The 13,593-nt window shown below is 62.3% G+C and carries 9 protein-coding genes; 6 read left to right on the top strand and 3 right to left on the bottom strand.

What is annotated here, in order from left to right; all coding sequences use genetic code 11:
- Nucleotides 1-90: 90 nt before the first annotated feature.
- Nucleotides 91-1,710 (top strand): pyoverdine maturation tyrosinase PvdP, encoded by a 1,620-nt coding sequence (gene pvdP / locus AC1RDQ_RS03385; protein ID WP_492586320.1) that lies wholly within the window; start codon nt 91-93, stop codon nt 1,708-1,710.
- A 263-nt stretch (nt 1,711-1,973) separates the two neighbouring features.
- On the opposite strand, the gene AC1RDQ_RS03380 is transcribed toward pvdP, so the two are convergent.
- The 3 genes from AC1RDQ_RS03380 to AC1RDQ_RS03370 are packed head-to-tail and all read right to left on the bottom strand — an operon-like array spanning nt 1,974 to nt 6,522.
- Complete coding sequence (locus AC1RDQ_RS03380) at nt 1,974-3,368, bottom strand: efflux transporter outer membrane subunit (RefSeq protein ID WP_492586318.1); 1,395 nt, start codon at nt 3,366-3,368, stop codon at nt 1,974-1,976.
- Between the two features lie 7 nt (nt 3,369-3,375).
- On the bottom strand, nt 3,376-5,349 hold the full coding sequence (locus tag AC1RDQ_RS03375) for a MacB family efflux pump subunit (RefSeq protein ID WP_090456893.1): 1,974 nt from the start codon (nt 5,347-5,349) through the stop codon (nt 3,376-3,378).
- A complete protein-coding gene (locus AC1RDQ_RS03370; RefSeq protein ID WP_057713951.1) occupies nt 5,350-6,522 on the bottom strand; it encodes an efflux RND transporter periplasmic adaptor subunit in 1,173 nt (390 codons plus the stop codon).
- Nucleotides 6,523-6,928: 406 nt separating this feature from the next.
- Here AC1RDQ_RS03370 and AC1RDQ_RS03365 point away from each other — a divergent pair, with 406 nt between their 5' ends.
- The 5 genes from AC1RDQ_RS03365 to AC1RDQ_RS03345 all read left to right on the top strand — a co-directional run bounded on the left by AC1RDQ_RS03365 (nt 6,929) and on the right by AC1RDQ_RS03345 (nt 13,565).
- Entirely contained in the window at nt 6,929-7,411 is a 483-nt protein-coding gene (locus AC1RDQ_RS03365; RefSeq protein ID WP_057713952.1) for a sigma-70 family RNA polymerase sigma factor, read from the top strand.
- A gap of 134 nt (nt 7,412-7,545) precedes the next feature.
- Entirely contained in the window at nt 7,546-8,883 is a 1,338-nt protein-coding gene (locus AC1RDQ_RS03360; RefSeq protein WP_223503639.1) for a lysine N(6)-hydroxylase/L-ornithine N(5)-oxygenase family protein, read from the top strand.
- Nucleotides 8,884-9,453: 570 nt separating this feature from the next.
- Nucleotides 9,454-12,168: a magnesium-translocating P-type ATPase gene (mgtA, locus tag AC1RDQ_RS03355; protein WP_492586316.1), complete on the top strand. Its 2,715-nt coding sequence runs from the start codon at nt 9,454-9,456 to the stop codon at nt 12,166-12,168.
- A 151-nt stretch (nt 12,169-12,319) separates the two neighbouring features.
- The gene (locus AC1RDQ_RS03350; RefSeq protein WP_057713955.1) at nt 12,320-13,036 is read left to right on the top strand and encodes an MgtC/SapB family protein; all 717 of its coding nucleotides are present in this window, start codon (nt 12,320-12,322) and stop codon (nt 13,034-13,036) included.
- A 127-nt stretch (nt 13,037-13,163) separates the two neighbouring features.
- Complete coding sequence (locus AC1RDQ_RS03345) at nt 13,164-13,565, top strand: ANTAR domain-containing protein (protein WP_349735383.1); 402 nt, start codon at nt 13,164-13,166, stop codon at nt 13,563-13,565.
- Nucleotides 13,566-13,593 lie beyond the last annotated feature (28 nt).

Raw genomic sequence — 13,593 nt, 5'->3', positions numbered from 1 at the left:
CGAGCTTGCTCGCGATGCTTTTAAATTTATGTGGGCAACAAACGTTCTAGCTTGGATAAAGCCTGCTCCATGGCTGACACAGGTAGGGCAATGACGATTTCTCGACGATGGTTCCTCGCGGGTCTGGCGCTGACCGGTGCCGCCGTGCCGGCGGTGTATTACGGGCATCGCGAACTGACCAGGCCGGATCCGACGATCACCCCTGGCGAAGCTTCGTTCGAGGTGGCGGATGTTGCCGGCCAACGCTTGGCGGATACCTTGCGCGGGGTCTGGCAGATTCGTTTCGAAGGTCGTGACGCCGGTATCGAAGGCTTGCCCCTCGAAGGCCTGGAAGTATTCCTCGACATCGGCCACAAGGGGCGCGGTGTCAGTGGTTATCTCGACACCGCCGAGCGTTTGCGCTCTACCGAAGCGCCCCGTTACCGAGTGCTCGGCGATCTGTCCGGGGCCAACCCGAAGCAGCTGGCCTGGCGACTGCTGGGCGCCAGCGGCTGTTGCGAATACGAATTCGAGATGACTCTGGACGAGGTCTGGGCCGGTTTCGGTAATGCTGGCAGCGGCAGTCTCAGTGGACGTGTGCTGGACCTGAATCGGCCACTGATGCTGACCGCCCAGGACAATCGCTTCATCGCCGTCAAACGGGTATTCCCTGAAGCTCGCGAGCGCGCCGGCCTCAATCCGACCCTGCTCGCCTGGCTGGTATCGCCGGAGCACCGGTTGTTCCACCAGCTCTGGCATGCCTCCCGGGACAAGTGGCACAAGCTGTCCGAAGACCAGCGCGGCGCCTTGCGCGGGCTCGGCTGGCAACCCGGACCGCGGGACCAGGAGCGCGATGCCCGTGGCGATCGCAAGGATCGCAACGGTTCTGGCGTGGACTTTTTCTTCATGCACCGGCACATGCTCGGCACCGCGCGTTCGATGCAGGACCTGCCGTCCTGGACGCACTTCCCGTTGCCGCAACCGGAGCTGGCGCGGGACCGGCTCGGCTTTGCGCGTTACTTCGACAATCACGACGGCACCGCGCTACCGCCGACCTGGCTGGCCGAGGACGATGACGAGTACACGCAATGGGTCAGCGACATCAAGACCGGCGAGACGTATCACAGCAATTTCCAGGTCTGGGAATCCCGCTACCGCGATCCGCGCTACCTGTCGACGCGGACCCTCGGCCAGTTCGGCTCGGAGGTCGAACTGGGCCTGCACGACTGGCTGCACATGCGCTGGGCTTCGGTGCCGCGTGATCCGTCCAACGGTCAGCCAGTGCCGTTCGCTCGGGATCCGGCGGACTTTTCCGCACGCTGGTTTGCACCGGAAAACGATTTTCTCGGCGACCCGTTTTCTTCCCATGTCAGCCCGGTGTTCTGGCATTTCCACGGCTGGATCGACGATCGCCTGGAAGACTGGTTCCGCGCCCACGAGCGTTTTCATCCGGGGCAGGTCAGTCGGCTGCAGGTCAACGGCGTGCAATGGTTCGCGCCGGGACGCTGGGTCGAGATCGACGACCCGTGGCTCGGCCCGAGCACCCACGGTTGCAGCACCACACCGGGGTTGCAGGTCGGCAAGTCAGTGGAAATGGACCCGGAAACCATGAAGCTGGCGTTGCGCATTACCTTTGGCGAGGACGAGACGAAACTGAAGGATTTGTTCCGCAAAGTGCCGCAGCGGCCGTGGTATGCGCGCAATCTGAAGGCTAAGCAAAGCCAGGCTTGATACCGCGTTATCGTTCAATCGCGAGCAAGCTCGCTCCCACATTTGAACCTGGTCGTACACAGACTTTGTGTTCACTGACGATCCACTGTGGGAGCGAGCTTGCTCGCGAAGGCGTCCTGTCAGGCAATGTTGATGTTGGATGTGCCGGCCCCTTCGCGGGCGAACCCGCTCCCACAGGGTTTTGTGTTTGCCGCATGATCCGGGCACGACGCACGACCTGTGGGAGCGAGCTTGCTCGCGATGGCGTCCTACAGGCGCCACAACTAAAGAACCTGCCACCCCCCACCCAAAGCCTTGTACAACGCAATACTCGCCTGCATCCGCGACAACCGCAGCTGCACGTTCAAATCCTGCGCCGCGTACAGGGTGCGCTGGGTCTCCAGCACCGTCAGCAAATCCTCGGCCCCGGCCTGATAACGGCTTTGCGCGATATTGAAGGCGGTCTGCGCCTGGCTCAGTTCTTCACTCTGCCACCCGCGCTGCTCATCCAGTCCGCGAATGCTGTTGAGGGCTTTTTCGACGTCGGCGAAGCCGTTGATGATCGCGCCGCGGTAGGTTTCCAGCAGTTCTTGCTGACGCGCCGTGGCCTTGTCGCGCTGGGCGCCGAGGCGGCCGTTGTTGAACACCGGCGCAAGCAGCCCGGCGGTGAGGTTGTAGAAGGGGCTGCGCAGGATGTCGTCGGCCCGGTCGGCACCAGAGCCGATTTCGGCGGTGAGGGTCACGGTCGGCAGCATCGCGGCCCGGGCGACGGTGACGTCGGCCTGGGCCGCGGCCAGTTGCGCCTCGGCCCGGGCAATGTCCGGACGACGGCTGAGCAACTGGCTGGGTATCCCGGCGTCAATCGCAGGCCAGGTCAGTTGATCGAAGCGTTCCTGACCCAGCGACAGCGCCTGAACCGGGCGGCCGAGCAGGGCGGCGAGGCTGATCCGTGCATCCTCGGCCTGTTGCTGCACCAGCGGCAGCTGGCGTTGCTGCGCCGCCACCAGGCTTTTTTGCTGTGCCAGTTCCAGGGCTGTGGCCGAACCCGAATCGAAACGGGTCTGCACCAGTTTCAACACGCTTTGGGCATTGGCCAGATTCAACTCGGCGATGCGGCTCTGCTCCTGCAACGACAAGGCTTGCGCGTAACCGTTGGCCACACCGCTGAGCAACGTCAGTTCCACGGTGGCCTGATCGAACTCGCTGGCTTTGAGACTGAATTGCGCGCTGTCGCGGCTGGCCCGCTGGCCACCCCAGAAATCGATTTCGTAGCTGGCAACCAGGTTCGCCGTGAAGTAGTCGACGGCGTCGTTATCGCTGTCGGCATCGAGCTGACTGTAGCCGTTGCCGCGCAGCAATTTCTGGCGGTTGGCGTTGACCCCTGCCTTGACTTCGGGCAGTTGCGAGCCGCCGGCAATCACCGTGTCGGCCTGGGCCTGGCGCACTCTGGCGATGGCTGCGGCCAGGTCGTAACTGCCGAGCCGCGCCTGTTCGATCAGGCGACCCAGTTGCGGGCTGCCGAAGCGGTTCCACCATTGCTGGTTGTCATGGACAGCGCCTGCGGTGTGCCGGGATTGCCAGGTAGCCGGCGGCTGGACGCCGCTGTCGGGGCGCTGTGGCGGGGTGCCGCAGGCGCCGAGCAACAGGCACAGGGTTAACACACTGAGTGGCGGCTTCATCAATCGATCATTCACTGGTAAGGGCCGTGACCGGGTCGAGTCGGGCAGCCTTGCGGGCCGGCATGTAGCCGAAAACGACACCGGTGACCAGGGCGCAGCCGAAGGCACCCAGCACCGCTATCAGGGAGAACGCGACAGCGACTTCGCTGAAAATCAGCACGCCACCGACGATCAGCGCCAGGGCAATCCCGGTGAGGCCGCCCACCACCGAGAGCATCACCGCTTCGGTGAGGAACTGGCGCAGGATGTCGCGCTGGCGGGCACCGGTGGCCATGCGGATACCGATCTCGCGAGTCCGCTCGCGCACAGTCATGAGCATGATGTTCATCACGCCGATCCCACCCACCAGCAGCGAAATGGCCGCAATCGAGCCGAGCATCAGCGACAGGGTGTTTTGCGTGCGCGCCTCGGCCTGGATCATCGCCGCGTTGTTGGTCAGTTCGAAGTCGCGCTTGCCGTCGTGCAGACGCAGCATCAGTTGCTCGATGGCTTTTTCGGTTTCCTTGACCTTGCGCGCGTCGGCGGCGGCGATGGCGATGTACTCGGGATTGTGGGTGCCGAACAGGCGCACGCTCGCGGCGGAGTAGGGGATGGCGATACGGTCGTCGCTGTCGGAGTCGCCGGAGCTGGCGCCTTTTTCCGCGAGCACGCCGACCACCTGGAAGGGTACGTTTTCGATCAGGATGTACTGGCCGATCGGGTTGGCCACGTCCTTGAGCAGTTTGGTCCGCACCTTGTGCCCGATCACCGCGACCGCCGCTGCGTTCTGTTCATCGGCGTGGGTGAAGTAGCTGCCTTCGACCACCGGCCAGTTGAAAATCGCCGGGAAGTTGGTGTCGTTGCCGCCGACGTAGCTCATGTGATCAAGGTTGCCAAAGCGCACCCCGGCCTCCTGGCCGTTGACCGGCATGATCCGCATCACCTGGGGCAAGCTGGCAATCGCGGCGACCTCATCGAGGGTGACGATGCCCATGGGCGTGCGCGGGTTGGGCGCCGAGCCGCTGAGGTAAATGATGTTGGAGCCGAACGCGCCCATCTGCGCCATCACCTGGCGCTTGCTGCCTTCGCCCACGGCCAGCATCACCACCACCGAGGCGACGCCTATGATGATGCCGAGCAAGGTCAGCGCGGTGCGGAACTTGTTGATCCACATCACTCGCCACGCCGCATGCACGGCATCGACCAATTCGCCTTTCCAGGCGCCGGTGGCTTCGGCGCCTTCGCTCAGGCGCTTGCGCAAATCGACGGCTTGCAGGGCGCCGGGGTTGGCAGAGTTTTGCGCGGTGGGATTGTCCCGGGCGCTGTCGCTGATGATCTCGCCGTCGCGAATTTCAATGATGCGTTTGGCCCGGGCCGCCACTTCGCGGTCGTGGGTGATGAGGATCACCACGTGGCCCTGGCTGGCCAGTTCGTCGAGCAGGGCCATGACCTCGGCGCCGCTGTGGCTGTCGAGGGCACCGGTGGGTTCGTCAGCCAGGATGATGTGGCCGCCATTCATCAATGCGCGGGCAATCGACACCCGTTGCTGCTGCCCGCCGGAGAGTTGATGGGGGCGGTTGCCGGTGCGCGAAGCCAGGCCGAGACGGTCGAGCAGGGCGGCGGCGCGGGCGTGGCGTTCAGCGGCTGGGGTGCCTGCGTAGATGGCCGGCATCTCGACGTTTTCCTGGGCCGAACCGGAGGGAATCAGGTGGTAGCCCTGGAACACAAAACCGAAGGCTTCACGACGCAGCCAGGCCAGTTCGTCACTGTCCAGCGCCGCGACGTTTTCCCCGGCGAAGCGGTATTCGCCCGAGGTCGGGCGGTCGAGGCAGCCGAGGATGTTCATCAGCGTCGATTTGCCGGAGCCGGAAGCGCCGACGATTGCCACGAACTCCCCGGCATGGATCGACAGGTCGATGCCGCGCAGCACATGGACTTCAGGCGCGTCGCCACCGCCGTAGGCTTTGCGGATGTCCGAAAGGTCGATCAGGGGCGTGTGCATTCAACCGCCACTCCCGTCGATTGGGCCGATCAACAGGTGATCGCCCTCCTGCAGGCCATCGAGGATCTGCACCCGCAGGCGGTCGCTGATGCCGGTGCGCACGTTGCGCTGCTCGATGCTGCCGTTGCTGGCGACCACTTGCGCGGTCTGCTGGTCTGTCTGCGGGCCTGCCTGCAGGGCGGCGATGGGCGCGGTGAGAACGTTCTGCGCCTGATTGGCGACGAAAAATACCTGGGTGGTCATTTCCGCCATCAAGGCGTTGTCGGCGTTGTCGACGTCCAATAATACGGTGTACAGCACCACGCGGGCACTCCCGCTTTTGCTGGTGCTGGCGGGGCTGCCGCCGCCCTGGCTGGTCTGGTCCAGCGGCTTGGGCGGAACGGGGAGGATTTGCCGCACGGTGCTGGTCCAGCGCCGGGTGCCGCCGCTCAGGGTGGTGAACCAGGCGTGCATGCCGGGTTTGACGTGGCCGATGTCGGCCTCCGAGACCTCGGCCCACACGGTCATCGGCGACAGCTTGGCGATTCGCAGGATCAGCGGCGTTTGCTGCTGGGCGTTGAGGGTCTGGCCGACCCGGGCATCCAGCGCCACCACGGTGCCGGCCATCGGCGCATAAATCCGCGTGTAGCCGAGCTCCGCCTGATCGCTGCGCAGGCTGGCTTCGGCCTGGCGGATCTGCGCCTGGAACATGTCGACCCGTGCCTGGGTGGCGCGCAGTTCGGCCTGGGCGGTCTGCACGTCTTCTTCTCGGGTGGCGCCGCCGGCGGCGAGGTTCTGTTGACGTTGGTGTTTCTGCCGGGCCAGGTCGTGCTGCGCTCGCTGCTCCTGCAGCTGCGCCTTGAGGTTTTCGATGGAGAAGCGCCCGGCATCGAGTTTGGCCTGTTGCGTGGACGGGTCGATTTCCACCAGCAACTGGCCTTCCTTGACCACGTCGCCGACTTCCACGTGAATCTTGTGGATCTGCCCGGAGGCCTGGGCGCCGACGTCGACATAGCGCCGCGGTTGCAGGGTGCCCAACGCCGTGACGCTGCTTTCAATGTCGGTGCGGCTGACCTGAACGGTGACGAGCCCGTCGCGGCCCGGCGGGATGAACTGCCAGGCGGCGACGGCTACCACTGGGATCAGACAAAATGCTGCAAGCAGGGCGCGTCGGGTCTGTCGGGGACGTTTCATGCAGGGTTCCGGCCTAGGGAAATCGGCCCGTCGTTCAGCAGCGGGTCGATGGCTGAACGCTGCCGGCGGGGCCGGACAGGGACGGGGAGCTGTCCTGTAAACGTAGAAAGCGCCGGGGAATTTAGGTGCTGACACAAACTAATGTAGGAGCGAGCTTGCTCGCGATGCACGTCAACGATAGCGCGTGCTGTCTGGGTCAACACGTTGTCCTTGATGCCTTCGCAAGCAAGCTCGCTCCTACAGGGTTTGTGACTAAATACCAGGCAAGTTGAAGCAGTACTTTAAATCTATATGAGAATTACTATAAATTACGCGACTCGAACTGCCATTATCGTGCCACTGCTTATTTCAACGGTCACGCAAAGGGCTCAAGGACAGAAACCGCACCCCCGTGCGGACGGGAGTCATGTTGGAAAACTACTATCGCGAACTGGTGTGTTTCCTGAACGCCAGGCTGGGCAACCGTCAGGTGGCCGAAGATGTGGTGCATGACGCTTATCTGCGGGTCCTGGAGCGTTCCAGTGATACGCCGATCGAGCAGCCCCGGGCGTTCCTTTATCGCACCGCCCTCAACCTGGTTATCGACGACCATCGGCGCAACACTCTGCGTCAGGCCGAACCTCTTGAGGTGCTCGACAATGAAGAGCGCTATTTCACCCCTTCGCCGCATAACGTGCTCGATCATGGCCAGCGTCTGGAAATGCTCCAGTGTGCCCTGGCGGAGTTGCCGAGGTTGTGCCGCGAGAGTTTCCTGCTGCGCAAGATCGAAGGCCTGTCCCATCCGCAAATTGCCGAGCAACTGGGCATTTCCCGGGCAATGGTCGAGAAGCACATCGTCAATGCCATGAAGCATTGCCGTATACGGATGCGACAGTGGGACACCCAGTGAGCCTGCGCGGTTAAATTTTTTTTCACGGTCCTCGTTCCTACTCAACAGACGACCTGTTGTGCGGCCCTTGGTGGGTCAGGTCACTTAGGTTCAATGCCCCCGCCTTTGAGGGGAACATCCAGAGGACACTGGAAATGACACAGGCAATTGCATCGCCCCTCGTTCACGACCTGATCGGCGTCGGTTTCGGCCCCTCGAACCTGGCACTGGCCATCGCGCTGCAAGAGCGCGGGGCGAGCCAGGGCAACCTGGATGTGCTGTTTCTCGACAAGCAGGCCGACTACCGCTGGCACGGCAACACCCTGGTGACCCAGAGCGAGTTGCAGATTTCCTTCCTCAAGGACCTGGTGACCCTGCGCAATCCGACCAGCCCTTACTCGTTCGTCAATTACCTCAAGGCCCACGGGCGCCTGGTGGACTTCATCAACCTGGGCACCTTCTATCCGTGCCGCATGGAGTACAACGACTATCTGCGTTGGGTCGCCGGGCAGTTCACCGCGCAAAGCCGCTACGGCGAAGAAGTGCTGACCATCGAGCCGGTGCTGCACAACCATCAGGTCGAGGCGTTGCGGGTGATTTCCCGCGATGCGACCGGGCATCAGCAGGTGCGCACCACCCGGTCGGTGGTGGTCAGCGCCGGTGGCACGCCACGTATTCCCGAGGTATTCAAGGCACTCAGGGATGACGGCCGGGTGTTCCATCACTCCCAGTACCTGGCGCAGATGGCCAAGCAGCCGTGCGTGGACAACCGGCCGATGAGCATCGCGATCATCGGAGGCGGGCAGAGCGCGGCAGAGGCCTTCATCGATTTGAACGACAGCTTCCCGTCGGTGCAGGTGGACATGATCCTGCGCGGCTCGGCACTCAAGCCGGCCGACGACAGCCCCTTCGTCAACGAAGTTTTTTCCCCGGAGTTCACCGACCTGGTGTTCCAGCAGCCAGGCAGCGAGCGCGAGCGCCTGGTGAACGAGTACCACAACACCAACTACTCGGTGGTGGACATCGATCTGATCGAGCGAATCTACGGCATCTTCTATCGGCAGAAGGTCTCGGGCATCGCCCGTCATGCGTTCCACACCCTGACCACCATCGAAAAGGCCACCGCCAACGAACGGGGCATCGAACTGGTGTTGCGCAACAACGCCACCGGCGAAGTCTCGATGCGTCACTACGACGCTGTGGTGCTGGCCACCGGTTACGAGCGGCAGATGCACCGCAAGCTGCTGGCACCGCTCGAAGAGTACCTGGGTGATTTCGAGGTCGATCGCAACTACAAACTGATCACCGATGAACGCTGCAAGGCCGGCCTCTACATGCAGGGCTTTTGCCAGGCCAGCCATGGGCTGAGCGACACCTTGCTGTCGATCCTGCCGATTCGCGCCGATGAAATTGCCGGCTCGCTGTATGAACACGGCAAGCATCGCGGGCATGGCCGGTCGGTGGTGGATTTGTTGTTGGCCACGGCCAGTTGAGTCCTGCGGCGACTAAAAGGCCGCCATCGCGAGCAAGCTCGCTCCCACAGTGGACCGGTGTCCACAGGACCAATGTGGGAGCGAGCTTGCTCGCAATGGGGCCACTGAAGTCACCCAAAACACTCAATCCTGAACCCTTCCTGAAGAACCCCGCGATTCCCCCCGGCAAGCTTTTATAGCGGGTTTACTCTCCAAACTTCGGGGCGTAAGCTTCGCGCGTTTTCATCCATTACGGAGACCCACAGTGGGTACTTGTTCGAGTGACAGTTGTCGGCCGGTCTCGGTAACCGGCATTTTCTCGGCAAGATAACGCGCAGTCTCCTGTGCCGTTGTCTCGCCGACAAGCGAGCAGCGGCATCCCGATCATGGCCCGTCCTGGCCGTGTCCCGACGTCCCTCTCATCGACGCTGAACAGTGCGTGGTTTCGACTTGTTGTCGTGGCCGCCGCTCTATCGACACGCCTGTCATTCGTGACCGGCGTGCCAGGCCTTGCTTTGCCGGTTGTTCCGGCGCAAGAGGCGTGGACTCGCCTGCTCGACGGTTTCCCGGCTGACCAAAGGGGCACCAGCCATGAAACTTAACCTCAAGGAATTCTTCGCAGGCTTCCTGCGTAACCGTCACATCGCCCGGCACTTCCGTAGCCTGGCGTTGCTGGAAACCTTCACCGACACCACGGTCAGCCGTGAAGTCCCGCCCAGCCTGGCGCAAACCCTGGTGGCCGCTGCCGGCAGCGACACGGGTCAATTGCTCAACACCCTGGGCAGTCACACCGATGGCTTGAGCGAGCTTAAAGCCGATGCCTTGCGCGAGCAGTTCGGCCTCAATGAAGTCGAGCACGAACAACCACTGCCTTGGTGGACGCACCTGTGGCACTGCTACAAGAATCCGTTCAACCTGCTGCTGACGTTGCTGGCGGTCATCTCCTGGCTGACCGAAGACATGAAAGCCGCCGTCGTGATTTTCTCCATGGTGGTGCTCTCGACCTTCCTGCGTTTCTGGCAGGAAACCAAATCCAACCAGGCCGCCGATGCTCTCAAGGCGATGGTCAGCAACACCGCCACGGTGATGCGCCGGGACCTTGAGGACCGCGGCGCGCAGCGTATCGAATTGCCGATCAGGCACCTGGTGCCGGGCGATCTGATCGTGTTGTCTGCCGGCGACATGATTCCCGCCGATTGCCGGGTGCTCAGCGCCAAGGACCTGTTCGTCAGCCAGGCTGCCATGACCGGCGAATCGATGCCGGTGGAAAAGTTTCCCCGCCAGCAGGACCGTGACACGCTCAATCCCCTGGACCTGGACAACATCCTGTTCATGGGTACCAACGTGGTGTCCGGCACGGCCATGGCGGTGATTCTCACCACCGGCAACAGCACCTATTTCGGTGCCCTGGCCCAGCGGGTCGGCGCCACCGACCGGGCACCGACTTCGTTCCAGACCGGGGTCAACAAAGTCAGCTGGCTGCTGATCCGCTTCATGTTCGTGATGGCGCCGCTGGTGTTGTTCATCAACGGTTTCACCAAGGGCGACTGGACCGAAGCGCTGCTGTTCGCGCTGTCGATCGCCGTGGGCCTGACCCCGGAAATGCTGCCGATGATCGTCACCTCGACCCTGGCCAAGGGCGCGGTGTTCCTGTCGCGCAAGAAAGTCATCGTCAAACGCCTCGACGCTATCCAGAACTTCGGCGCCATGGACGTGCTGTGCACCGACAAGACCGGCACCCTGACCCAGGACAAGATCTTCCTGGCGCGTAACGTCGATGTCTGGGGCCATGACTCCGATGACGTGCTGGAAATGGCCTACCTCAACAGCTACTACCAGACCGGCCTGAAAAACCTGCTGGATGTGGCGGTGCTCGAACACGTCGAGATCCACCGTGAACTGAAGGTCGGCACGGCGTTTCGCAAGGTCGACGAGATCCCGTTCGACTTCACCCGCCGGCGCATGTCGGTGGTGGTCGCCGAGCGCGATCAACCGCACTTGCTGATCTGCAAGGGCGCGGTGGAAGAGGTGCTGGCGGTGTGCTCGCGGGTGCGTCATGGCGAAGTCGATGAAGCCTTGACCGAAGAACTGCTGGCGCGCATCCGTCAGGTCACGGCCACGTTCAACGCCGAGGGCCTGCGGGTGGTTGCGGTAGCGGCACGGCCAATGGTCGAAGGCCGCGATACCTACAGCCTGGCCGACGAACAGGCACTGACGCTGATCGGTTACGTGGCATTTCTCGATCCGCCGAAAGAAAGCACCGCACCGGCCATCAAGGCCCTGGCCGCCCATGGCGTGGCGGTGAAAGTGCTGACCGGCGATAACGAACTGGTGACGGCGAAAATCTGCCGCGAAGTCGGCCTGGAGCAGCAGGGCCTGCTGATGGGCAATGACATCGAACGCATGAGCGACGCCGAACTGGCGAAAGCCGTGGAGACCACCAACGTCTTCGCCAAACTGACGCCCTCGCACAAGGAGCGCATTGTCCGTCTGCTCAAGGGCAACGGCCATGTGGTCGGTTTCATGGGCGACGGCATCAATGACGCCCCGGCCCTGCGTACCGCCGACATCGGTATTTCGGTGGACAGCGCCGTGGACATCGCCAAAGAAGCGGCCGATATCATCCTGCTGGAAAAGAGCCTGATGGTGCTGGAGGAGGGTGTGCTGGAAGGGCGCCGGACCTTCGCCAACATGCTCAAGTACATCAAGATGACCGCCAGTTCGAACTTCGGCAACGTGTTCTCGGTGCTGGTGGCCAGTGCGTTCATCCCGTTCCTGCCGATGCTGCCGATGCACCTGCTGGTGCAGAACCTGCTCTATGACATTTCGCAGATCGCCATTCCGTTCGATAACGTCGATGACGAAATGCTCAAGCAACCGCAGCGCTGGCAGCCGGCGGATGTCGGGCGCTTCATGCTGTTTTTCGGGCCGATCAGTTCGATCTTCGACATCACCACGTTCGCCTTGATGTGGTACGTGTTCGATGCCAACACCCCGGATCACCAGACCCTGTTCCAGTCCGGCTGGTTCGTGGTCGGGCTGCTGACCCAGACGCTGATCGTGCACATGATCCGCACGCCGAAAATCCCGTTCCTGCAAAGCCGCGCGGCCATGCCCTTGCTGGTGATGACCGGGCTGATCATGGCCGTGGGGATTTTCCTGCCGATGGGACCGTTGGCCCATTACTTCAAATTGCAGGCGTTGCCTTCGCTGTATTTCGTGTTCCTGCCGGTGATCCTGCTGGCGTACATGGCGCTGACCCAGGCGGTGAAGGGGTTCTACATTCGCCGGTTTGGCTGGCAATAAAGCCGCGAGGCTGGCCAATCGACGCAACCCCTGTGGGAGCGAGCTTGCTCGCGATGACTGAGTGTCAGTCGATATCCATGTCAACTGATACACCGCCATCGCGAGCAAGCTCGCTCCCACAGGGGATCGTGTGTTTTTCAAAGGATTCATCATGCAAGCACTGAACAACCTCAACCTGACCTCCCTGCTCGACACCCTGGTCAGCCTCAGCGCGGCCTTCATCCTCGGTGGCCTGATCGGTTTCGAGCGCCAGTACCGGCAGCGCACCGCCGGCCTGCGCACCAACGTGCTGGTGGCGGTGGGCGCGGCGATTTTCGTCGACATGGCCAACCGTCTCGCCGGTGCCGAAGGTGCCGTGCGGGTCGTAGCTTACGTAGTTTCCGGCATCGGCTTCCTCGGTGCCGGGGTGATCATGCGCGAAGAGGGCAACGTGCGCGGTCTCAACACGGCCGCCACGCTCTGGACCTCGGCGGCAGTCGGTGCCTGCGCCGGTGCCGACCTGCTGGCCGAGGCGTTGCTTGGCACCTTGTTTGTGCTCGCGGCCAACACCTTGCTGCGGCCGATCGTCAACAACATCAACCGTCAGCCGCTGGATGTGATTTCGGCGGAGGTCACCAACATCGTCTATGTCATTGCCCGACGCACGCAGCAGAAAGCCGTGCTGGCCTTGCTTGAAGCCGAGCTGGAACGCAGCAACTACCCGGCCAGCGATGTCGATGTGCACGCCTTCGGCACGGATGAAATTGAAATCGAAGCCACCCTGGCCACCACTTCGGTCGATGGTGATGAGCTGGATGCGCTGGTGGCACGGATTTCGACCTCGACCCTGGTGGTGCAGGCGTTCTGGAGTCCGAGTACCACGGAGTAAGGGCCAAGGTTTCCCTGGCAAGCGTCAGACTAACCGGCATTTATTTAGGAAAATTCCTACATAAACCCAGGAAGGTCTTCCGTAGGCTTTGCGACCTCTTGAAATCGACATCCTTTTGGAGGTCACCATGCCGAACAAATCCTTGCGCATCCTGATCGCCGATGCGCAGCACTTCAACCGCCTGCGGATCGAGCGACTGTTCAATCAGCTCGGCTACTTTCGCGTAGCACCGGTGCAGAGCCTCGACGAGCTCCTGCCACTGGTGGAGTACGGTTGCGAGCCTTTGGACCTGGTGCTTATCAACGGGGCGATGGCCAGCGAAGGGCTGGACCTGTTGAGTTTTTTTGCCGACAACCCGCAGGTTCATCACGCGTTTATCTTCAATGAACAGCAGACGCCGTTGCCGCCCGTCGCGGGCAACGTCCAGGTCAGCCGGACTGCCCTGCCTGACCTGGTGTGCATTACGCAGCTGATGAGCGCTGTCGATCGTCGACTACCGTTTGTCGGAACTGTCATTTCTGTCAGGTAGTTCTTTGCAGCCTTCCATGCAAAAGTCT

This window comes from Pseudomonas sp. GW823-FHT02E01 (assembly GCF_058797535.1).
Note: the sequence above shows the minus strand (reverse complement) of the source record. Positions and strands in the feature narration are given on the sequence as shown.

What these genes read in the sequence shown, in the direction of transcription:
- pvdP (WP_492586320.1), top strand. Translation starts at nt 91, where the DNA reads ATGACGATTTCTCGACGATGGTTCCTCGCGGGTCTGGCGCTGACCGGT.
- AC1RDQ_RS03380 (WP_492586318.1), bottom strand. Translation starts at nt 3,368, where the DNA reads ATGAAGCCGCCACTCAGTGTGTTAACCCTGTGCCTGTTGCTCGGCGCC.
- AC1RDQ_RS03375 (WP_090456893.1), bottom strand. Translation starts at nt 5,349, where the DNA reads ATGCACACGCCCCTGATCGACCTTTCGGACATCCGCAAAGCCTACGGC.
- AC1RDQ_RS03370 (WP_057713951.1), bottom strand. Translation starts at nt 6,522, where the DNA reads ATGAAACGTCCCCGACAGACCCGACGCGCCCTGCTTGCAGCATTTTGT.
- AC1RDQ_RS03365 (WP_057713952.1), top strand. Translation starts at nt 6,929, where the DNA reads ATGTTGGAAAACTACTATCGCGAACTGGTGTGTTTCCTGAACGCCAGG.
- AC1RDQ_RS03360 (WP_223503639.1), top strand. Translation starts at nt 7,546, where the DNA reads ATGACACAGGCAATTGCATCGCCCCTCGTTCACGACCTGATCGGCGTC.
- mgtA (WP_492586316.1), top strand. Translation starts at nt 9,454, where the DNA reads ATGAAACTTAACCTCAAGGAATTCTTCGCAGGCTTCCTGCGTAACCGT.
- AC1RDQ_RS03350 (WP_057713955.1), top strand. Translation starts at nt 12,320, where the DNA reads ATGCAAGCACTGAACAACCTCAACCTGACCTCCCTGCTCGACACCCTG.
- AC1RDQ_RS03345 (WP_349735383.1), top strand. Translation starts at nt 13,164, where the DNA reads ATGCCGAACAAATCCTTGCGCATCCTGATCGCCGATGCGCAGCACTTC.